This window comes from Agrobacterium sp. NPDC058088 (assembly GCF_042885035.1).
GTDB lineage: Bacteria > Pseudomonadota > Alphaproteobacteria > Rhizobiales > Rhizobiaceae > Agrobacterium.
Genome location: NZ_JBHVSU010000002.1, coordinates 356,422 through 377,488, shown reverse-complemented (window position 1 = coordinate 377,488; position 21,067 = coordinate 356,422). Strand labels below are relative to the sequence as shown.

General features: G+C 59.1%; 18 protein-coding genes, 2 tRNA genes and 1 pseudogene. 13 read left to right on the top strand and 8 right to left on the bottom strand.

The window, feature by feature from the left end:
* Nucleotides 1-27: 27 nt before the first annotated feature.
* The 5 genes from ACFVTJ_RS07100 to ACFVTJ_RS07080 all read left to right on the top strand — a co-directional run bounded on the left by ACFVTJ_RS07100 (nucleotide 28) and on the right by ACFVTJ_RS07080 (nucleotide 4,027).
* The gene (locus ACFVTJ_RS07100; RefSeq protein ID WP_386905881.1) at nucleotides 28-264 is read left to right on the top strand and encodes a type II toxin-antitoxin system ParD family antitoxin; all 237 of its coding nucleotides are present in this window, start codon (nucleotides 28-30) and stop codon (nucleotides 262-264) included.
* Nucleotides 265-430: 166 nt separating this feature from the next.
* Entirely contained in the window at nucleotides 431-2,233 is a 1,803-nt protein-coding gene (locus ACFVTJ_RS07095) for a GGDEF domain-containing protein (RefSeq protein WP_386905879.1), read from the top strand.
* An 88-nt stretch (nucleotides 2,234-2,321) separates the two neighbouring features.
* Complete coding sequence (locus ACFVTJ_RS07090) at nucleotides 2,322-3,335, top strand: NAD(P)H-quinone oxidoreductase (protein WP_386905877.1); 1,014 nt, start codon at nucleotides 2,322-2,324, stop codon at nucleotides 3,333-3,335.
* A gap of 48 nt (nucleotides 3,336-3,383) precedes the next feature.
* On the top strand, nucleotides 3,384-3,665 hold the full coding sequence (locus ACFVTJ_RS07085) for a DUF6516 family protein (RefSeq protein WP_386905875.1): 282 nt from the start codon (nucleotides 3,384-3,386) through the stop codon (nucleotides 3,663-3,665).
* Nucleotides 3,662-4,027: a helix-turn-helix domain-containing protein gene (locus ACFVTJ_RS07080; protein ID WP_386905873.1), complete on the top strand. Its 366-nt coding sequence runs from the start codon at nucleotides 3,662-3,664 to the stop codon at nucleotides 4,025-4,027. The genes ACFVTJ_RS07085 and ACFVTJ_RS07080 overlap by 4 nt, the downstream gene beginning before the upstream one ends.
* 693 nt (nucleotides 4,028-4,720) lie before the next feature.
* Here ACFVTJ_RS07080 and ACFVTJ_RS07075 read toward each other — a convergent pair.
* From ACFVTJ_RS07075 to ACFVTJ_RS07055, 5 genes are all read right to left on the bottom strand, one after another.
* The gene (locus ACFVTJ_RS07075) at nucleotides 4,721-5,761 is read right to left on the bottom strand and encodes a sulfate/molybdate ABC transporter ATP-binding protein (protein ID WP_386905871.1); all 1,041 of its coding nucleotides are present in this window, start codon (nucleotides 5,759-5,761) and stop codon (nucleotides 4,721-4,723) included.
* A gap of 11 nt (nucleotides 5,762-5,772) precedes the next feature.
* On the bottom strand, nucleotides 5,773-6,645 hold the full coding sequence (cysW, locus tag ACFVTJ_RS07070) for a sulfate ABC transporter permease subunit CysW (RefSeq protein ID WP_386905870.1): 873 nt from the start codon (nucleotides 6,643-6,645) through the stop codon (nucleotides 5,773-5,775).
* Nucleotides 6,638-7,495, bottom strand: a complete 858-nt coding sequence (gene cysT, locus ACFVTJ_RS07065; protein ID WP_386905868.1) for a sulfate ABC transporter permease subunit CysT — start codon at nucleotides 7,493-7,495, stop codon at nucleotides 6,638-6,640. The genes cysW and cysT overlap by 8 nt, the downstream gene beginning before the upstream one ends.
* Nucleotides 7,496-7,694: 199 nt before the next feature.
* Nucleotides 7,695-8,720 carry a sulfate ABC transporter substrate-binding protein gene (locus tag ACFVTJ_RS07060; protein ID WP_386905866.1) on the bottom strand — a complete coding sequence of 342 codons (1,026 nt, stop codon included), beginning with the start codon at nucleotides 8,718-8,720 and terminating at the stop codon, nucleotides 7,695-7,697.
* Nucleotides 8,721-8,965: 245 nt separating this feature from the next.
* The gene (locus ACFVTJ_RS07055) at nucleotides 8,966-9,406 is read right to left on the bottom strand and encodes an Rrf2 family transcriptional regulator (protein WP_063950826.1); all 441 of its coding nucleotides are present in this window, start codon (nucleotides 9,404-9,406) and stop codon (nucleotides 8,966-8,968) included.
* A gap of 204 nt (nucleotides 9,407-9,610) precedes the next feature.
* Between ACFVTJ_RS07055 and ACFVTJ_RS07050 the strand changes: the two genes are divergently transcribed.
* The 3 genes from ACFVTJ_RS07050 to cysN are packed head-to-tail and all read left to right on the top strand — an operon-like array spanning nucleotide 9,611 to nucleotide 12,855.
* The gene (locus ACFVTJ_RS07050) at nucleotides 9,611-10,393 is read left to right on the top strand and encodes a phosphoadenylyl-sulfate reductase (protein ID WP_386905864.1); all 783 of its coding nucleotides are present in this window, start codon (nucleotides 9,611-9,613) and stop codon (nucleotides 10,391-10,393) included.
* A gap of 27 nt (nucleotides 10,394-10,420) precedes the next feature.
* A complete protein-coding gene (gene cysD / locus ACFVTJ_RS07045) occupies nucleotides 10,421-11,374 on the top strand; it encodes a sulfate adenylyltransferase subunit CysD (RefSeq protein WP_137068427.1) in 954 nt (317 codons plus the stop codon).
* Nucleotides 11,374-12,855 carry a sulfate adenylyltransferase subunit CysN gene (gene cysN, locus ACFVTJ_RS07040; RefSeq protein ID WP_386905862.1) on the top strand — a complete coding sequence of 494 codons (1,482 nt, stop codon included), beginning with the start codon at nucleotides 11,374-11,376 and terminating at the stop codon, nucleotides 12,853-12,855. Before cysD ends, cysN begins: the two co-directional genes overlap by 1 nt.
* Nucleotides 12,856-13,586: 731 nt before the next feature.
* On the opposite strand, the gene ACFVTJ_RS07035 is transcribed toward cysN, so the two are convergent.
* Nucleotides 13,587-13,663, bottom strand: a tRNA-Pro gene (locus ACFVTJ_RS07035).
* A gap of 264 nt (nucleotides 13,664-13,927) precedes the next feature.
* On the opposite strand from ACFVTJ_RS07035, the gene ACFVTJ_RS07030 reads away from it, so the two are divergent.
* From ACFVTJ_RS07030 to ACFVTJ_RS07020, 3 genes and pseudogenes are all read left to right on the top strand, one after another.
* On the top strand, nucleotides 13,928-14,350 hold the full coding sequence (locus ACFVTJ_RS07030) for a hypothetical protein (protein WP_386905860.1): 423 nt from the start codon (nucleotides 13,928-13,930) through the stop codon (nucleotides 14,348-14,350).
* Nucleotides 14,351-14,737: 387 nt separating this feature from the next.
* Nucleotides 14,738-16,471 carry a malate dehydrogenase (quinone) gene (gene mqo / locus ACFVTJ_RS07025; protein ID WP_386905858.1) on the top strand — a complete coding sequence of 578 codons (1,734 nt, stop codon included), beginning with the start codon at nucleotides 14,738-14,740 and terminating at the stop codon, nucleotides 16,469-16,471.
* A 65-nt stretch (nucleotides 16,472-16,536) separates the two neighbouring features.
* Nucleotides 16,537-16,698: pseudogene (locus ACFVTJ_RS07020) on the top strand (type II toxin-antitoxin system RelE/ParE family toxin); the annotation flags it as partial.
* Between the two features lie 12 nt (nucleotides 16,699-16,710).
* On the opposite strand, the gene ACFVTJ_RS07015 reads toward ACFVTJ_RS07020, so the two are convergent.
* Nucleotides 16,711-16,785: transfer RNA gene (locus ACFVTJ_RS07015), tRNA-Gln, on the bottom strand.
* A gap of 203 nt (nucleotides 16,786-16,988) precedes the next feature.
* On the opposite strand from ACFVTJ_RS07015, the gene ACFVTJ_RS07010 reads away from it, so the two are divergent.
* Nucleotides 16,989-17,897 (top strand): MBL fold metallo-hydrolase, encoded by a 909-nt coding sequence (locus ACFVTJ_RS07010; protein WP_386906888.1) that lies wholly within the window; start codon nucleotides 16,989-16,991, stop codon nucleotides 17,895-17,897.
* A gap of 252 nt (nucleotides 17,898-18,149) precedes the next feature.
* On the opposite strand, the gene ACFVTJ_RS07005 is transcribed toward ACFVTJ_RS07010, so the two are convergent.
* Nucleotides 18,150-19,073: a DUF1499 domain-containing protein gene (locus ACFVTJ_RS07005; RefSeq protein WP_386905856.1), complete on the bottom strand. Its 924-nt coding sequence runs from the start codon at nucleotides 19,071-19,073 to the stop codon at nucleotides 18,150-18,152.
* A gap of 581 nt (nucleotides 19,074-19,654) precedes the next feature.
* Here ACFVTJ_RS07005 and ACFVTJ_RS07000 point away from each other — a divergent pair.
* Nucleotides 19,655-21,019, top strand: a complete 1,365-nt coding sequence (locus ACFVTJ_RS07000) for a dicarboxylate/amino acid:cation symporter (RefSeq protein ID WP_386905854.1) — start codon at nucleotides 19,655-19,657, stop codon at nucleotides 21,017-21,019.
* Nucleotides 21,020-21,067: the final 48 nt, after the last annotated feature.

Here is a 21,067-nt window from a genome sequence, read left to right as displayed (position 1 = left end):
GCAGCGTTTAAAGAAGGGAGTGATATCATGCCAATGGTAACAGTATCGATTTCCCCGGAACAGGCAGCAAGGATGCGCGAAGCCGTGAACTGCGGAGCTTATGCTTCTGGCAGTGAGGTGGTTCGTGAGGCACTGCGCCTGTGGGCGGCCTCCTCCGCGCAGGGCACCAGAGCGGCTTCAAAACCGGCAGCGGATTCGGACCGCGAGCGGCTCAATGTCGCGGACCTTTACGCCGCGCACACCGGCCACGCGCGAACGGCTTGACCCGCCGCGCAACAACCCTTGATATTCAAGGGGTTGTTATAAAAGGTTCACGAAAGCTTCACAGTGGTGAAAGCTTTTGTTGACCTGTGATCTGCAATTGTTTGCCCAAAAATAATGGGCGCCCAGGGATTAAAAACCGGGCGTAAGAACAGGAGCGGAGAGACATATGCAGGCCGTCACGCTGGAGAACGATGTCATCAGGCGTTTTGCCTCCGGGCAGATGTTTCCCATGGCGAAGCTGGTGCTGGAAACAGCGTTCCAGCCGATTGTCGAGGCGACGACAGGTACGATCTTCGGTTATGAATCGCTGATGCGCGGTCATGACCGGCTTGGTTTTTCCAATCCGCTGGCGCTTCTCGACCAGGCCGCCGCAGATGGCGAGCTGAAGGCCTTCGAGCAGATGCTGGCGAGCCGGGCGCTGGCGAAATTTTCCACCCTTCCCGACTTTTCCTCCGCCACGCTTTTCCTCAATCTCGATGTGCGGCTCATTCCTTATGGCGATGTCATTCTCGACAAGCTCGTCGGCCACTTGGCGCGGGCGGGCATTCCCGCCTCCTCCATCTGCTTTGAGCTTTCCGAACGTTTCGACAATACAAGCGTGCCGGAATTCACCTCGCTGATAGCCCGCATGCGCAAGGAGGGTTTCAAGCTGGCGATCGACGATTTCGGCGCCGGCCACGGCGAGATGAAGCTGCTTTGCGACTTCCCGCTGGATTACCTGAAGATCGACCGGCATTTCATCTCCGGCATCGACCATCTGCCGCGCAAGCAGCACCTCGTGCGCAACATCGTCAACATCGCCCATGTCCTCGGCGTCAGGGTGATTGCCGAAGGTATCGAGACTGAAGCGGAATTTCTGGCCTGCCGCGAATTCGGCGTCGATCTCGTGCAGGGCTGGCTGATCGCCAAGCCGACGGTCTTCACCAGCGAATTGCCCGAAAGTTTTCCGCACCTCAACCGCATGGGCGTGGCGCGGCGCAACAGCCAGACGCTGGACGAGATTCTGATCCGCCGGGAAATAGAACGGCTTCCCACCGTGTTCGAACATGACAGTGTCGACAGCGTCTTCGAACTGTTCCGCAGAAACCCGCAGCAGGCCTTCTTCCCGGTTCTCAACGCGAATGGCGAACCGCGCGGCGTCATCAACGAATACCACCTCAAGGAATATATCTACCGGCCCTTTGGCCGTGACCTGCTCAAGAACAAGATCTATGAGCGCACCATTTCTCATTTCGTCGACCCCGCACCGATCGTCGGGCTTGACGCCGATGCGGACCAGTTGATGAACATGTTCGCCAGCATGGGCGGCAGCGCCTGCATCATCCTCACCGAAAACATGCGTTATGCCGGCATCGTCTCTGCCGCCTCGCTGATCAAGGTCATCAATGAAAAGCAGCTGAAGATGGCGCAGGACCAGAACCCGCTGACGGCGTTGCCCGGCAACCGGGCGATTGGCGGCTTCATTGCCGACAGCTGCAGTGACGGCGACGAGACGCGTTTCTTCTGCTATTGCGACTTCGATAACTTCAAACCCTTCAACGACAAATATGGCTTCAACGCCGGCGACCACGCCATCACCCTGTTTTCGGCCCTGATGCGCCGTTACTTTTTTGCCGGCGACTGCTTCCTTGGGCATATTGGCGGCGACGATTTCTTCATCGGCGTGCGTGACTGGTCGGTGGAGGAACTGATGGAAATCCTCGAGCGACTGCTCAGCGATTTTCACGTTGATGTCGCAGGACTGTATTCGGAAGAAGACCGTGCCGCCGGATGTATGAAGGGCCAGGACCGCAACGGCAATGAACGGGACTTTGCGCTGCTTCGCTGCTCCATTGGCGTGCTGACTTTGCCGAAAGGATCGATCATCGCCAATCCCGAGCGGATCGGCAGCGAAATTGCCGGCGTCAAGGCGGCCGCGAAAGAAAACGAAGGTGGTCTCGTTGTCAGGGTATTCGGCGAGGCAAACTGACATCAGCGACAAACGGCCTCCTTCCATCGGGCGTCCATCTGACCTACATCTTCAGATAACGCTGATAAGTAAGGAGTTGCTCCCGGCCATGCCCAACACGACGACCCTGCCCGAAACAATGCGCTTCATCGATCTACCGTCCCATGGCGGACCGGAGGTCATGAAGATCTCAAAGGCGCCTCTGCCGAAACCCGCAAAAGGCGAGATTCTCGTGACGGTCGAGGCGGCAGGGGTCAACCGTCCGGATGTGGCGCAGCGACAGGGCACCTATCCGCCACCCAAAGGTGCAAGTCCCATCCTCGGGCTGGAAATCGCCGGCGAGGTTGTTGCGCTTGGCGAAGGCGTGGATGAATTCAAGCTTGGCGACAAGGTCTGCGCGCTCGCCAATGGAGGCGGTTATGCGCAATATTGCGCCGTTCCCGCCGGGCAGGCCCTGCCCTTCCCCAAAGGTTACGACGCCGTCAAAGCCGCCGCATTGCCAGAAACCTTCTTCACCGTCTGGGCCAATCTCTTCCAGATGGCGGGCCTGACGGAAGGTGAAACCGTGCTCATCCACGGCGGGACAAGCGGTATCGGCACGACGGCCATCCAGCTTGCCAAAGCCTTTGGTGCGGAGGTTTATGCCACGGCCGGCTCTGCGGAAAAATGCGAGGCATGCGTGAGGCTCGGCGCTAAACGGGCGATCAATTACCGCGACGAGGATTTCGCCGAAGTCGTGAAATCCGAAACCGGCGGCAAGGGCGTCGATGTCGTTCTCGACATGATTGGTGCTGCCTATTTCGAAAAGAACCTTGCCGCGCTGGCCAAGGATGGTTGCCTGTCCATCATCGCCTTCCTGGGGGGCGCCGTCGCCGACAAGGTCAACCTCACCCCGATCATGGTTAAGCGCCTGACCGTCACCGGCTCCACCATGCGGCCGCGCACGGCGGACGAGAAACGCGCCATCCGTGACGAACTCGTGGATCAGGTGTGGCCGCTCATCGAAAGCGGCAAGGTCGCACCGGTCATCAATCAGGTCTTCACGCTGGAGGATGCTGTGGAAGCGCATCGGCTTATGGAAAGCAGCAGCCACATCGGCAAGATCGTGATGCGGGTCTCATGATCGTTGTTTTCATTGACAACAAACCGAAATGTTGTCAAGAATAACAACATGAAGGCCATGCTGCTCGAGAAGACACGTAAGGTGATTAACGAGACGGCCTTCTTCGAGGTCGTCCTGTGGCATTTGCCTGAGCCTGTTCCCGGAAGTCTTCATCCGTTCAAATATCGGCTGGCGCTGGTGATCAAAGGGGAATGTGTTCTGCGGTATGACAATGAACGCGGCAAAGGCGATCATCGTCATATGGACGGGCGTGAAGAACCGATTGCATTCACCACGCTCGAAGCACTGTTCGATGCTTTTCAGGCAGATATGGAAAGGATTTTGTCATGACCGTACTCACTGTACGTCTCAGCACGATGAAGGATATAAAGACGCGCTTTGTTGCCGCCGGTACCCAGGCAATGTCCGGGAAGCCGGTGGAGGCGAAACCCTCCGTCGAGTTTTCCAGCTACGAAGACCTGCACCGCGTGCTCGCGCCGCTTCGCCTTGCTATTATCAAGGCTCTGGCCGGACAGGGACCGCTTTCGATCCGTGAGGTTGCCCGCCGTGTCGGGCGGGACGTACAGGCCGTTCATCGCGATGTGACGTCGCTCCTTCATGCAGGCGTTATCGACCGGAACGAGACCGGCATCGCGTTTCCCTATGACAGCATCCATTTCGAATTCGACGTGAAGGCCGCGGATGCTGCGTAAGGCGTCGCGTCCCTTGGGAGTAATGCCTCTTGCATTACTCACGAATCGTACTACCTTCTAGTTATGTTCAACGTATCGGAAGGAGGTGATCCAATGTCTAGTGAGATTTCGGTCTCTGGTGCAGGCAATGGAAAGGGTGTGTTTTCGACGGGGCAGCCCTCGTTGTAAACCTCTTCTGCCTTCGGAACGTTGAGAAACAGTCCCGGGTCTGTAAATAGGACCAAACTCATGGAAGGGTCGCTTAGGCGGCCCTTTTCCGTTTCTGCATATTGCTTCGACGAGTGGGGAAATCTGCGCTTCAGCGCAAGAACTCGGGCTGGCTGGATACCGGCTCGAGGCCGATATGACGAAGAACTGAAGCGCGTCGTATGATGCAGATCACAATACACCACAGTTGAAATCATATGCGGTGCTGGGTGTCGTTACCCCCCTCTGTCCTGCCGGACATCTCCCCCTCAAGGGGGGAGATCGCTCCGTGGCGAGGTCTCGCGCATCTCGACGGTCGAAAATGAAGTGGCAAGAAAGCCTCTTGCCGATCTCCCCCCTTGAGGGAGATGTCCGGCAGGACAGAGGGGGGTAACGACACCCAGCACCGTCGATGATTTCAACTGTGGTGTACTGTGGGATCAGATTAAATGCGACGCGCGTTAGAGAGCGCCGTATCATTGACCATCGTTTGCGGTCACTTATCCCTTATTTCTTCCCGAAAACCTTCCACCGCGTCGGGCGGAACCGCAGTTCGGCGCCCACCGCCACGGCAGCGTTAAGCGGCACTTCGATTTCGAGGTGATAGGGGTCATGACCGTTATTGGCGATGTCGATTTCGGCGATGCGCGTGCCGGCCAGGCGGCGACAGGTGGTGACCTTGCCGTAAAGCGCGTCCTTTTCGTCCGTCAGCACCACATCTTCGGGGCGGAAGAACAATTCGCCCTCGCCTGCGCCGCTTTCGTTTACGCCGATGCTTTCGCCCTGGAACAGCACATGGCCATCACGGATCGTGACCGGAAGGCTGGAGGATTCGCCGATGAAGGAGAAAACAAAGGGGGAATTGGGCGTGTCATAGACATCGTCAGCCGTGCCGACCTGCTCGATCTTGCCCTGGCTCATGACAACGACGCGGTCCGCCAGTTCCAGCGCTTCTTCCTGATCGTGGGTAACGAAGACCGTGGTGTGGCCGGTGCGGTCGTGGAATTCGCGCAGCCAGCGGCGCAACTCCTTGCGCACCTTGGCGTCCAGCGCGCCGAAAGGTTCATCGAGAAGCAGAACCTTCGGCTCGATGGCAACGGCGCGGGCGAGCGCGACGCGCTGGCGCTGGCCACCGGAGAGTTGGGTCGGATAACGCTTTTCGAGGCCTGAGAGATGCACCATGTCGAGAAGCTCGGACACGCGCTTGCGGATTTCCGCTTTCGGCGGGCGGCTGGCGGAGGGGCGGACCTTGAGACCAAAAGCGATATTGTCGGCCACCGTCATATGGCGGAACAGCGCGTAATGCTGGAACACGAAGCCGACATTGCGCTCCTGCACTGTGCGGTGCGAGGCGTCTTCGTCGCCGAAGAAAATCTGGCCCTGCGTTGGCTGTTCGAGGCCGGCGATGAGACGCAGCAGCGTCGTCTTGCCGGAACCGGAAGGACCAAGCAGTGCGATCAGCTCGCCGGAGCGAATGTTGAGCGATACGTCGTTCAGCGCCGGAAAGCGATCAAACTGCTTGGTGATACCGGAAACTTTCACTTCCATGAAAATGCCTTTCAATGCTTGCCGGCTGCGTTGCCCGCGCCAAAGCGTATTTCGAGAATGGTTTTGAGAACGAGGGTCACCAGCGCCAGGCCAGCGAGCAGTGTCGCGACGGCGAAAGACGCGCCGATATTGTACTCATTATAGAGTATCTCGACATGCAGCGGCATGGTGTTGGTCTCGCCGCGAATATGGCCCGAGACGACGGAGACGGCGCCGAACTCGCCCATGGCGCGGGCGTTGCAGAGTAGCACGCCATAAAGCAGGCCCCATTTGATGTTCGGCAGCGTCACGTACCAGAAGGTCTGCCAGCCGGATGCTCCCAGCGAAATCGCCGCCTCCTCGTCGCCATTGCCCTGATCCTGCATCAGCGGGATCAACTCGCGTGCGACGAAGGGAAAGGTGACGAAGATGGTGGCGAGCACGATGCCGGGCACCGCAAAGAGGATCTCGATGCCGTAACTCTTCAGCCATGGGCCGAGCACGCTGTGCGAGGAAAACAGGATGACATAAACCAGACCGGAGATGACCGGAGAGATCGAGAATGGCAGGTCGATCAGCGTGATCAGAAACGCCTTGCCCTTGAACTCGAACTTCGCAATCGCCCAGGCGGCCATCACCCCGAAGATCAGATTGAGCGGCACCGAAATGGCGGCGACGAGCAGCGTCAGGCGAATGGCCGACAGTGCATCAGGCTCGACAATGGCTTCCCAGAAGCTTTCCGTGCCCTTGCGGAAGGCTTCGAAGAAGACCGAAACGAGGGGCAGGACGAGAAAGGCGGCGAGGAAGAAAAACGCGATAGCCATCAACGCCAGCCGCGCAGACAAGCTTTCGCTGGCGGGATCGCGAAACGGCCGGGATGTGGTGCGGGAAACAGTCTCAGACATAACCGTACCTCTTGCGGCTCCAGGCCTGAATGAGATTGATGAGGAACAGCATGGCAAACGAGATGATCAGCATGATGGTGGCGATGCCGGTCGCAGCCGCATAATTGAACTCCTCCAACCGGATGACGATGAGGAGCGGCGCGATTTCCGAGACGTAGGGAATATTGCCGGCAATGAAGATGACGGAGCCGTATTCGCCGACCCCGCGCGCAAAAGCGAGCGCAAAACCGGTGAGAATGGCAGGGGTGAGGCTCGGCAACAGAATGCGCGTGATGGTCTGGAAACGATTGGCGCCGAGCGTTGCCGCCACCTCTTCCACCTGCCGGTCGATTTCCTCCATCACCGGCTGCACCGTGCGCACCACGAAGGGCAGGCCGATGAAGATCAGCGCGATGACGATACCGGTCGGCGTGAACGCAATCTTGATGCCGAAAGGTTCAAACAGCGAACCGACCCAGCCGCGATTGGCGTAAAGCGCCGTCAACGCGATACCCGCGACCGCCGTTGGAAGCGCAAAGGGAAGGTCCACGATAGCATCCACGAAGCGCCGGCCGGGAAAGCGGTAACGCGTGAGAACCCAGGCGACAATGACGCCGAAGACCACATTGACCAGTGCGGCGAGGAAAGCCGTGCCGAAACTCACGCGCAACGCATTCAGCGTACGGCTATCCGTGGCAATCGCAATGAAATCTGCAAAACCGAGTTTCGCTGTCGACCAGATGAGGCCGCCGAGCGGAATAAGAATGATGAGAAACAGATAGGTGACGGTGTAACCAAACGTCAGGCCGAAGCCCGGTATGACGCTCGACTGCCGCCACTTCCACCTGCTTCCGGAAATATTATTGCTCATCAAGGCTCCGGATAATCTTAGTTTTTGAACATTTCCGGGACAGTCAACCGAGGTCTGCCCGTCCTGGAAGTGCTCTCTGGGAGCCGGTATTCCCCCGGCGCTTATTATAAAGTATCGACCGGCATGGCGTCCGGTCGATCAGCTTCTGATTTGTCTTGTCCCTTGGGACGGGGTGACTAGGTTTCACCCCATCATCCGCTTACTTCGCGGGCTTGTAAATCTGGTCGAAGATGCCGCCGTCACCAAAATGTTCCGGCTGCGCCTTGGCCCAACCGCCGAAGATCGGATCGTCAATGGTGACGAGCTTGATATCGGGCAGCTGCTTCAGCAGATCCTTGGAGACAACAGCCGGGTTCGACGGACGGTAGAAGTGCTTGGCCGCAATATTCTGGCCCTCGTCGGAATAGAGATATTGCAGATAGGCTTCGGCTGCCTTGCGGGTGCCCTTGGCGTCGACATTGGCGTCAACCACGGCAACCGGCGGCTCGGCAAGGATCGAGATCGGCGGCACGACGATATCGAAAGCGTCAGCACCGAATTCCTGGCCGGCGAGATAGGCTTCGTTTTCCCAGGCGAGCAGCACGTCGCCAATCTGGCGCTGTGCGAAGGTTACCGTGGAACCACGGGCGCCGGTGTCGAGAACCGGAGCGCGCTTGTAAAGCTCGCCGACATAGGCCTTGATCTTGTCCTTGTCGCCCTTAAACTCTTCATTCGCCCAGGCCCAGGCCGCCAGATAGTTCCAGCGCGCACCACCCGAGGTCTTCGGGTTCGGCGTCACGATCTGCACGTCGCCCTTCACCAGATCGCCCCAGTTATGGATGCCCTTGGGGTTACCCTTGCGAACGAGGAAAACGATGGTGGAGGTGTAGGGCGATGAATTATGCGGCAGGCGGCCGCGCCAGTCCTTGTTGATCTTGCCGGAATTCTGGACGATGGCGTCGATGTCGCTCTGCAGCGCCAACGTCACGACGTCGGCTTCCAGACCGTCGATGACCGAACGGGCCTGCTTGCCGGAGCCGCCATGCGACTGCTGGATGGTGACGTCTTCGCCGGTATCAGCCTTCCACTTTTTGGCGAAGGCTTCGTTGAAATCCTTGTAGAGTTCACGGGTCGGATCATAGGACACGTTCAGCAGCTTGGTCTGCGCCGCGGCCGAGCCAGCGCCGCCAAGTGCCAGTGAGAGGCTGAGCGCGACAACGCTCAAACCGGACAGAAGCTTGGACATCGGTATTCCCTCCTGATTACGATGGCTTAACTCTACCGGTTGAGTAGAGTTGGTCAATGAGGCCGAATACGATCGAAAAACTGTTTCCCGAGAGCGTTTCCACGGGCAACAAATACAGCGCAGCATAGGTCAAAGGCGCAACAAGCGTCGTGTAAAACTTTGCTGAATGCAAAAGCGTTTCACATTTTTGCCGGTTTTTTGCCGCTATCGCAAAAAATATTGAGGTGTTTTAGACGATTTTTTCGTCAGGCTGTCAAAAGCTCGGGCACTTCGACACCGGCCACTGCATCCGCAACGGTCGTGTTGAACAGGATGTTACGCGTCGCATCGGCCACACGGGCAAAGACGTGACGGATCTCGCACTGCTTTTCGCCATCGCAATCCTCGCAGCGGCGATAGGCGGTCTGGGAGAGGCAAGGTAGAGGAGCAAGCGGGCCGTCAATGAGCCGCAGCACCTCGCCGAAAGTGATATCATCCGCCGGACGGGCTAGAAGATAACCGCCCTGCTTGCCTCGCCGGCTTTCGACAAGGCGCTCCTTCTTCATTTCGAGAAGGATCTGCTCCAGAAACTTTTTCGGAATGGCCTGTTCGCGGGCAATGTCGGAAATCTGCACGGGGTAGCCGCCGTCGGCCTTGGCCAGCGAAAGAAGCGCTCTCAGCGCATATTTTGCCTTCTGCGAAATCATCGTAAAACCAGTAGATCACAAGCCCGGATACCCGGCAATCACGGCTTAGCGCAGAAGTTGTCACAATTCAAATCCAGGCTGCGAACAAGGTGAACGGGCATCTTTTGCTCATACTACGCGCGCGAGAGGCATTTTTGCTCTGAAGTGCAGCGCACAAAGACTGTCATTTCTGTTCGAAAGGCCGGATTTCAACAATAATCGGCCATGGAAATCCCGGACGTGACAATGACCATCAATTCAGTAAATGCCTCTGCCGATGCTGCTTCCCTAGATGCCACGCTTGCTGCGCTCGATCTGGCGGGTCGGCTTTCCTTTATCGCCGGCCTTGGCGGGCGCGCGGTTTTCACGACCAGCCTTGGCATCGAGGATCAGGTCATCACCGCCGCCATCGGCACCCATCGCCTGCCGATCGACGTTGTCACGCTGGAAACCGGTCGTCTTTTCAAGGAAACCGTCGATCTTATCGATGAAACCGAGGAGCGTTTCGGCATCGAAATCCATCGTTTCCGTCCCGAACAGGACGATATCGACGCCTATGCGGCAAAATACGGTCTCAACGGCTTTTACGAAAGCGTCGAGGCGCGTCACGCCTGCTGTCATGTCAGAAAGCTGATCCCGCTCGGCAAGGCGCTTGATGGTGCCGCTTTCTGGATCACCGGCCTCCGTCGCGGCCAGTCGGGCAATCGCGCCACGACGCCGTTTGCCGAATTCGACGCGGATCGTAATCTCATCAAGATCAACCCTTTGGCTGACTGGGATATCGATCTCATCAAGGCGCATGTCGCCAAGGAAAACATTCCCGTCAATCCGTTGCATCAGCGCGGTTACCCGTCCATCGGCTGTGAGCCGTGTACGCGCGCCATCAAGCCCGGTGAGCCTGAGCGCGCCGGACGATGGTGGTGGGAAAACGACGAGAAGCGCGAATGCGGTCTTCACGTCGCCGGTGCGGAGCAGGCCTCCGCTACCTCCGCCATCCCGCAACGATAATCATTCAGTACATTCCCGGAGTTCACAATGTCCAACGCAGTCCACGAGACGGACAGCAAGAATACTGTCGCATCCAAGCCGCCGCTCGATCCCCATCTGAAGGCGCTTGAAAACGAAGCTATTCATATCTTTCGCGAAGTCGCAGCCGAATTCGACAAGCCCGTGATGCTCTATTCCATCGGCAAGGACTCGTCCGTGCTGCTGCATCTGGCGCGCAAGGCCTTCTTCCCCGGTCGCATTCCCTTCCCCCTGCTGCACGTCAATACCGGCTGGAAGTTCAAGGAGATGATCGAATTCCGCGACAATATCGTCAAGGAATATGATCTCGAACTGATCTCCCACACCAATCCGCGCGGCGCGGCGGAAAACATCACGCCCTTCACCCACGGATCGGCGCTTTACACCGACATCATGAAGACGGAAGCGCTGCGTCAGGCCCTGGATGCCGGCCAGTTCGACGCCGCCTTCGGCGGTGCGCGCCGTGACGAAGAGGCGAGCCGCGCCAAGGAACGCATCTACTCCTTCCGCACTCCCGACCACAAATGGGACCCGCGCAACCAGCGCCCTGAGCTGTGGAACATCTATAACGGCATGGTCCGCAAGGGTGAGAGCGTTCGCGCTTTCCCGCTCTCCAACTGGACCGAAGTGGATATCTGGCGTTATATCGAGGCGGAAAACATCCCGCTGGTGCCGCTCTATTATGCCGCCGAGCGCCCCTATATCGAGCGCGACGGCATGATGATCCTCGCCGAAGACGAGCGTCTGGAGCTTTTGCCCGGCGAAGAGGTCAAGCGTGGCTCGATCCGCTTCCGCACGCTCGGTTGCTTCCCGCTCACCGGTGCAATCCGCTCCGAAGCGACGACCTTGCAGGAGGTTATTGCCGAGCTGGAAATCGCCACCGTTTCCGAACGGCAGGGCCGCGCGATTGACCGCGACCAGTCCGGCTCCATGGAGAAGAAGAAGCGCGAGGGCTATTTCTGATGACCGCTTCTACCACCACCAACATTTCCACGGCCACCATTTTGCCCTTTGCTGAACATTCGAAAGCAGCACGCGACACCCGCCCGCTTCGTCTCATCACCTGCGGCAGCGTGGATGACGGCAAGTCGACCCTGATCGGCCGTCTCCTCTGGGACACCAAGGCCGTCAAGGAAGATCAGGCAGCGACCCTGCACCGCGACAGCGGCAAGCAGAACGATCTCGGCCTGCCCGATTTCGCACTGCTGCTGGATGGTCTGCAGGCGGAGCGCGAACAGGGCATCACCATCGATGTCGCCTATCGCTATTTCGCCACCGACCGGCGCGCCTTCATCGTGGCCGACACGCCCGGCCATGAGCAATATACCCGCAATATGGCCACCGGCGCTTCCACCGCCGATCTGGCCGTGCTGCTCGTCGATGCCCGTACCGGCATTCTGGAACAGACGCGCCGTCATGCCACCATCGCGGCGCTGATGGGCATCCGCCAATTCGTGCTGGCCGTAAACAAGATTGACCTGACCAACTATGACAAGGCCGGTTTCGAACTGATTGCCCACGAGTTCCGCGATTTCGCATCCGATCTCGGCATCAAGCAGATCACCGCCATTCCGATGTCGGCGCTGAAGGGTGAAAACGTCGTTCTGTCAGGCAAGGCTTCCATGCCCTGGTATGAAGGCCCGACGCTGGTGGAAACGCTGGAACTGGCGACCGTCCGCTCCGCGCAATCGGGCGGCTTCCGCTTTCCCGTGCAACGTGTTTCTCGCCCCGGCGAGAGCTTCCGCGGTTATCAGGGCACGGTTGCCGGCGGTTCGGTGAAGCCGGGCGACAGCGTCGTCATCCTGCCTTCCGGCATGGTCGCCAACGTCAAGCAGATCGTCACTTTCGATCTGGTGCGCAATGCCGCCGTGGCGGGTGATGCCGTCACCCTCGTTCTCGATCGTCAGGTGGACGTGTCGCGCGGCGACATGATCGTTTCAATCGAGGCACAACCTCAGACTGGCCTTGCCTTCGACGCGCAGATCGTGGCTTTGCAGCCCGGCGGCATCGAGGCTGGAAAGCGCTACTGGCTTAAAAGCGCCAGCCGCCGACAGCGCGTCACGGTCCAGCCCGTCAGCCAGTTGAACCTGAAAGAGGGCGAATGGCAGGCGCATGAAACGTCGCTGCCGATGAACGCCATTGGCAAGGTGCGGCTTTCCTTCGATGAGACGGCGATCTTCGATCCCTACGAGCAGAACCGCTCGACCGGCTCGTTCATCCTTATCGACCCCGACACCAACAACACGGTGGCGGGCGGCATGATATCGGCCAAGCGCAGCGTCGGCGCGACGGAAGAAAAGGGCGATAGGGTCATCCTTTCGTTGCCCGCTGATCTCGCGGAAAAGCTGCTGGCCGGCGAACTGCTCGCCAAGCATCGCGACGAGATTGACATCCGCCGCACGGATGCGGCGACAGCTTCAAGGCTCATCGGCGATCTCGACTGAAAATGCCCGCATGAACGGCAAAAGGCGACCACGGTGTGGTCGCCTTTTTGTTTGGGCCAGTCGTCAGATGCGACTTAAAACACGAACATATAAAGCAGAACGATCACGAAGATCGGAACGCCCATAGCCCACAGTGCAATACCCTTCAGCATGTTATCCTCCATCGTTGTTATGGGTAGATAACGGCTGAGAGAGCTTTCCGATCCATAGGCTCCCGATTTTTACGGGTAGTTTCTCGGCCTCGGGTAAAGCAGTTTGTTCATTTGACGTTCATGCGCAAAAGGCGAATTTGCACGCGGTCGCTCCGCCAAGCGACCCGAAAGAGGCTCGTTGTTCGATAGAACCGCGGGCCTCTTTTCTGATCGCGATAAGTTGATCAATACGACCTCCTGGAAATTGGGGGCCAAAGGGCGGTGACGGGTAACTTCTTAGGTTGTGGATCGGTGTTAGCGCTTTTAAGACGTCGGATGTCGCGCGTCCCCTGAAACAAGGCCGCGACATTGAGGCCTGGCGCTTGGCGGAGCGACGGGCCTCTTTTGTTCGGGTGACGGGGTGCGGCGTCTGGAGGCCACCAAAACGGGCCTATTCGCATCTATGGCCGAATTTCCAACCGCCAAAGCGCGTACAAGCCCGTCGGACAAGATTTCAAACCGTCCGGTTTCGCTACGAAAATTTAATGTCTGGGGGGGGGTGGGAGAATTTGCAAGCCACTGTTTTTGTTGGCTTTAAGCTGGTCGGAGTGAGAGGATTCGAACCTCCGACCCCGTCGTCCCGAACGACGTGCGCTACCAGACTGCGCTACACTCCGTGACCAGCGGCGCTTCTATAGACCAGCCTCCGGCATTCGACAAGCGGCTTATCGCATTTTTTATGACAAGTTTTTGCCATCAGGTGAAACAGCCCCGCCAGGCCCCCGCAGAGCGGGGCCGAAGGGCGGAAAACGTTACAAAAAAGCAATTGTGGCAGGAAATTTTCGTCAAGCCGCACACCTCCCCTGCCGCCCGCCGCCAAATCTGCTAGGGGAACGGAATGACCGGCGGGAAGCCGGACACGGCACAAAGGACATTTCACCATGCTATTTCGCAGCGTAACGCTCGCAGCGTTTGCCATTGCGCTCTCCGCCTGCACCACATCCAACGGCGGCTCCGCCCCCACTTTTGCCCAGAAGAGCCCGGTTGAAACCCGCTGGGTCGGCCAGTCCGCAGGCATTTTCTTCGCAAAATTCGGCCCGCCGCTGAGCGACACGGAAACGGGCAGCTCCACCGTCTATAATTGGCGCGGCGGCTACAAGAAGGCCACGATTCCGGCCAAGTTCGAAGAAGGCAAGGATGGCAAGAAGGGTCGCCAGATTTCGCCGGCCCGCACCGCCTCGCTCTCCTGCACCGTGCAGCTCGTCGTTTCCAGCGATTACAAGATCACCGCTGTCCGCACGGTCTCCGACCGCCCCGGCGTCAATGGCCCAAGCTATTGCGCGGAATTCCTCGCCGCAAACTGAGCTTTCGATCCTCAGACGGAACACGACAAGGCCCGCCCCGAAACGGCGGGCCTTTCACTTTTTCAGGATATCGTCATTTTTCTGAAAAAATCAGCCCGCTCCGATGCTGGGCCAACCATCAAGGCCCGACAGATTGCGGCCGGGCGCGCTTTTCGCCGTATCCAGCCAACAGACCACTTTCAACCGTTTGAAAGCGTCGGCTAATCTTCGCTACGCTAAAATGACAATCCGCAAATGCCCAAAATTCGCCATCGCGACCATATGTCCGAGCCAAATCCTCGCAAAAACGCGTGAAGTGGAGTGAATTTCTCCGGGTTGTGCCGCTCTGCGCTTTGCTATAACGGGGCGGTCGGGAGGAATGTTTTTAACACAAAACAAGAATCAGGTATGGCCGTGACTCCCATCGATCAAGACAAATCCCAGCTCACTGATCTCTCTGAGGAAACCACCCTTTCCCATGCATTTCCGCTGAACCGCAGACAGGTTCTGGGCGGTGCTCTCGCCGGGCTTGCCGCGGCAGCGCTGCCCTCTTCCCCGCTTCTCGCCAATACGACCGCCAAGAAGGTCGACGTGCTTCTCATCGGTGGTGGCATCATGAGCGCGACGCTCGGTGTGTGGCTGCGCGAACTGGAGCCCACCTGGTCGATGCAGATGCTGGAGCGGCTGGATGGCGTGGCGCTTGAAAGCTCCAACGGCTGGAACAATGCCGGCACCGGCCATTCCGCGCTTGCCGAGCTGAACTATACGCCCGAAGACGACAAGGGCAACATCAAGATTTCCCAGGCGATCAACATCAACGAATCCTTCCAGATTTCCCGGCAGTTCTGGGCATGGCAGGTGCGGAACGGCGTTCTGAAGAACCCGCGCTCCTTCATCAACCACACGCCGCATATGAGCTTCGTCTGGGGTGACGAGAACGTCGCCTATCTGGAAAAGCGTTATCAGGCGCTGAAGGCGAGCCCGCTTTTCGCCGGCATGGAGTTCTCCACCGATCCCGAGCAGATCAAGAAGTGGGTGCCGCTGATGATGGAAGGCCGCGATCCTTCCCAGAAGATCGGCGCGACCTGGTCGCCGCTCGGCACCGACATGGAATTTGGCGAAATCACCCGCCAGTTCGTCTCGCATCTGCAGAGCGACCAGAATTTCGACCTGCAGGTCAATAGCGAGGTTTCCGACATCCAGCGCAATGCCGATGGCAGCTGGCGCGTGACCTATACCAACACCAAAACCGATGCCGAACAGGTGGTGGATGCGAAATTCGTGTTCATCGGCGCTGGCGGCGGCGCGCTGCATCTGTTGCAGATGTCCGGCATTCCCGAAGCGGATGATTATGCCGGTTTCCCGGTGGGCGGTTCGTTCCTCATCAACGAGAACCCTGATGTGACGATGCAGCATCTGGCCAAGGCGTATGGCAAGGCCTCGGTCGGTTCGCCGCCCATGTCGGTTCCGCATCTGGATACCCGTGTGCTGGGCGGCAAGCGCGTCATTCTGTTCGGGCCTTTCGCCACCTTCTCCACCAAGTTCCTGAAGGAAGGCTCCTATTTCGATCTCGTCTCCTCCGTCACGACCAGCAATGCCTGGCCGATGGTGCGAGTCGGTATCGATGAATATCCGCTGGTCGAATATCTCGCCGGTCAGTTGATGATGTCGGATGACGACCGTTTTGCTGCGCTGAAGGAATATTTCCCGAATGCCAAGCAGGGTGAATGGCGTCTCTGGCAGGCAGGCCAGCGCGTGCAGATCATCAAGCGCGACGAAGAAAAGGGCGGCGTGCTGCGGCTCGGCACCGAAGTGGTTTCCGCTGGGGACGGCAGCATCGCCGGCCTGCTTGGCGCGTCTCCGGGCGCTTCTACCGCAGCGCCGATCATGCTCAGCGTTCTGGAAAAAGTCTTCAAGGACAAGGTGGCAACGCCAGAATGGCAGACGAAGCTGCGCCAGATCGTGCCGAGCTACGGCACCAAGCTCAATGACGACCCGGAAAAGGTACAGCAGGAATGGGCCTATACGGCCGAACACCTGCAGCTGCCGACCCCGCCGCAGATCGATCTTGAGGCGCTGAAGGGTGCAGCTGCGGCGCCTGCGGGTGCGCCGGTGAAGAAGGTGCCGGATATCGCGCTTTAAGGGTTAGGTGCGAGATTTGAGGTTGGACGCCGCCTGTCTTTGGATGGGCGGTGTTTTTTCTTGAAGGCGAGCGCCACCCGGAAATTTTTCCATCCGCCCGCATGCTGGTTGAAGCGCCCTACATCATTCTCTACGAAGCCGTGCCGGATGCCGACGGCGACAAAATACGCTCCGTGGAAGTAGTTCGCGTTATTGACGGTCGCCGGGACCTGCAAACACTGTTTTGACTTGGGGATAGATGGCTGGGGCGCCAGGATTCGAACCTGGGAATGCCGGTACCAAAAACCGGTGCCTTACCGCTTGGCGACGCCCCAACAGGGCAGCGAAAGCGAAACGCCGCTGCCTGAACCGCGCCTGATTAGCAAAGCCTGCCCGGCGCGGCAATGACCCGGCGACCAATTTTTTCACAAAATACAAGCTTTTTGGGTGCCCGGCCGCGGGCAGCATGATAGGGCTTGGCGATTGTGTGGCGGGTGTCGTCGGCACTGGCGGCATGGCATTCATTCAGGAGGTCTCGATGGCGGACCCGGCATTCGATCTCGATTTCAAGCCGGCCTATGGCGAGGCGGTTCCTGTTGCCCCGCTGATCCAGCGCCTCACCGTCAACAACCCTTCCGCCTTCACGTTCCATGGCACCAATTCCTACATCGTTGGAGATCGTTCCGTCGCCGTCATCGATCCCGGCCCGGAGGATGAGGCGCATTTTCAGGCGCTGATGGCGGCGCTCGAAGGCCGCCAAGTCACGCACATCTTCGTCAGCCACACCCATCGCGATCATTCGCCGCTTGCCCGCAGGCTGGCGCAGGCGACCGGGGCGCTGACGGTGGCGGAAGGCCCGCACCGCGCCGCCCGGCCACTGCATGTGGGCGAGACCAATCCATTTGCCGAAAGTTCCGATACGGCTTTCGCGCCTGACATTGCGCTGGGCGACGGGCAGAGTCTTTCCGGTGATGGCTGGACATTGACGGCGCTGCATACGCCGGGCCACACGGCCAACCACGCCGCCTTTGCGCTTGAGGGCAGCGGCATCGTCTTCTCGGCCGATCACGTCATGGCCTGGGCCACCACCATCGTCGCGCCGCCGGATGGGGCGATGAGCGACTACATGGCTTCACTGGAGCGGTTGCTGACCCGCGACGACCGGTTGTTCATGCCTGGCCATGGCGGCCCGGTCACCGATCCCGCCGCCTTCATGCGGGGTTTGCGCGCCCACCGCCGCATGCGGGAAAAGGCAGTTCTGAAGCGTATCAGGGATGGCGACCGGCTGATCGCCGATATGGTGAAGGTGATTTATGCCAGCACCGACAAGCGCCTGCATGGGGCGGCCGCACTTTCCGTGCTGGCGCATATCGAGGATCTGATCGAAAAAGGCGAAGTACGGACGGATGGTGCGCCTTCGCTCACGGGTGAATACTTTCCGGCGTGATAGCGTTTTAACTGGCGGGTTCTCAAGATGCTTTCGTGCTCGCCGCCCGTTCAATGGGGCGAGCGGGTGCCACCTGTTTCTTCTCCCAGCCGGGGAGAAGTCCTCAGCAGCAGGATGAGAGGGCAAGCTCTCCGAAAATCTCCGCTGTTCCCCCCTCATCCGGCCCTTCGGGCCACGTTCTCCCCGGCGGGGAGAAGAAATGCGCGGCGACGTCGCGATGCGTCGGCCGACTTGCAGCTTTGCCTTCCGGCCTCAATTATCGTTCAGACCCTGCATCTCCGCATCCAGCGCATCGAGATAGGCCTCGGCAATCGCCGCGCCCATGCCAAGATCATGCGGGCCGTAGCGGGAGGCGACGCGTATGTCGACGATCGTGGTTTCGGCCTCTTCCTTCAGGCGGATGAGGATATCGAAACGCAGGCCCCAGATGCGGGTGCGGGTTTCACCCTGCATCAGCACCACGCCGCTGCCGTTGAAGAAGGTGGGTAGCGGCGCATCAGTCGGGCGGGCCATGGGCACGGGCACGATCGAGGGCAGGTCTTCCACCGGCGCATCTTCCGTGGGCTGCTGCTGCCTGTCCTGTGGCGGCACCCCGACGGAGGGGGCATCTTCCACGCCGATCACACCCTTCGTATGGGTGATGCGAATGGACTGGGCAGCCGCCATTTTTTTGGCGGCGGCGTAGATGCGGTCTATCGCGCCTTCATAACGGCGTCCGGCAAGGCTGGCATAGGCCTCCATCTGCGCATCGCGGTCAGCCTTGGTAATGGTCGCGGGCCGCACAAGCCATTGCTGATTGGCCGCTGGTGTCGCCAGCCACTCCGGCACGTCGCTCAGGTCAGTGGAAATGTCGTAAATCTTCGGCTGCTGCCAATAAAGAAAGGCGCCGTAACCGACCACGCCGAGCGGCAGGGCCGAAAGAAGCAGCGCCGCCAGCGCCGAAAGCCCGCCGCGTGCGCCTTTGGTCCAAAGCCGCTCGAGGCCGATCAGCGCCAGAAGCACGGCGAGAAAAGCGATACCGGCAGCAATGAGGAGCAGCCCGACAAGATCAGGGGTCGTCAGCGGTCCGAAACGGTGGATACCGGCGGCGATGAGAAAAAGCGCCAGCGCCGCAAGGCCCAGATACCGGGAGAGATAGGCTGCAACCGAAAAAGGCCGGACGAAACGCACAGTCATGGAAGCGGATATCCGTTAGATCGCATTGGCTAAAAAGCGTTGCACCCGAATTCTGGCAGGGAATCACCTGCATATCATGTCATAGACCGGATTTGCGGCGAGGAAAACAAAGGAGGAGGCGATCTGCGGGTAAAGCGTGCTCACAACCTCCGAACACCTCCCTTCCGCCATGACGGACATGATCACATCTGTCCGGGTTAAATTTCCGGACAGGTCGCAGTCTTCTAGAAGAGGTGATGAAGGGTGAACATTCACTCAACATCATCCTCGGCCTTTTGCCGAGGATCTAACCACCTCGAATAAAATCAGTATGTTGGCAGATTCTCGGGGACAGGCCCGAGGATTACGTTGGCGCAAATGGCATGACTTCCCCCCGGACGGACTGAAAGGCCACGTCAACAACAGCGGAAATATTCTTCCGCATTGTCGCCGCTCAAGAGAATAATTCCCCGACAACGCAACAAATACGCACGTTCATCCCTTAATCGCTGAGGAAATCGGCGTATTGTCGGCGACCTCCCTCGAGAATGCGTGTAAAAAGTGCAACATTCTCGTTTCCTTGCACAATAAAGAGACATGTCATGTCACAGACAACGACGTCCGCCGGCCGCTCCGGGCCGAAACCCTTTCACCGCAATTTCGGCTTTCAGGTTCTGATCGCCATGGTCATTGGCCTGCTGCTCGGCCTTGTTGCGCGCAACATTGGCCCCGATGCCGCTGGCAGCGCGAACTGGCTTTCGGTAACGCTGCAGACCATCGGCAGCATTTTCGTGCAGCTTTTGCGCGCGCTGGTACCGCCGCTGATCTTCACGGCCATCGTCGCATCCATCGCCAATCTCAAGAACCTTTCCAATGCGGCGAAGCTCGTCTGGCAGACGCTTTTGTGGTTTGCCATCACCGCGCTGATTGCCGTGGTCATCGGCATCGTACTCGGCCTCGTCATTCAGCCGGGCGTCAACACGGCAATTGCCAATAGGGCAGCGGCGGCCCCCTCCTCCACCGGCTCGTGGCTGGATTTCCTCAAAGGTCTCGTTCCGGCAAACGTCTTCGGTCTCGAAGCCTCTACCAAAATCAAAAATGGTTCCGGCAGCACCTCGCTGAATTTCAACGTCCTGCAACTGCTGGTGATATCGATTGCCTTTGGCGTCGCGGCCCTGAAAGCCGGCAAGGCGGCGGAGCCGTTCCTCGCCTTCAACCAGTCGCTGCTCGCCATCGTGCGGAAAATCCTGTGGTGGGTCATCCGCCTCACCCCAATCGGCACCATCGGTCTGCTTGGCCGTGCGGTTGACCAATATGGCTGGACGACGCTGTCGCAGCTCGGCTGGTATGCGGCGGCGGTGTATATCGGTCTGGCGCTGGTGCTCTTCGTGGTCTATCCGGCGCTGCTGCTCGCCCATGGCCTGAAACCCTCGCGGTTCTTTGCGGGCGCATGGCCGGCCATCCAGCTCGCCTTCGTGTCGCGTTCCTCCATCGGCACCCTGCCCGTCACCGAAACCGTGACGGAAAAGAGCCTTGGTGTGCCGCGCGAATATGCCGCCTTCTCCGTGCCGCTCGGCGCCACCACCAAGATGGACGGCTGCGCCGCAATCTACCCGGCGATTTCGGCGATCTTCATCGCGCAGTTCTTCCAAGTGCCGCTCGGCATTCAGGAATATGTGCTGATCGTTTTCGTCTCGGTGCTGGGCTCTGCCGCAACAGCGGGTCTCACGGGTGCTGTGGTGATGCTGACGCTGACGCTCTCCACACTCGGCCTACCGCTGGAAGGCGTGGGCCTGCTGCTCGCGATCGACCCGATCCTCGACATGGGCCGCACGGCGGTCAACGTCGCCGGACAGGCGCTGGTGCCGACCATCGTCGCCAAGCGTGAGGGCATTCTCGATGAGGCTGTTTATAACAACGCCAAGGATATCGACGCGCTCGATGACCGGGACGTTGTGACGGCCTGACGCAGAGGTTTCCGGGGCGTTCCGCCCACGAGTTGCGCCCCGGACCGT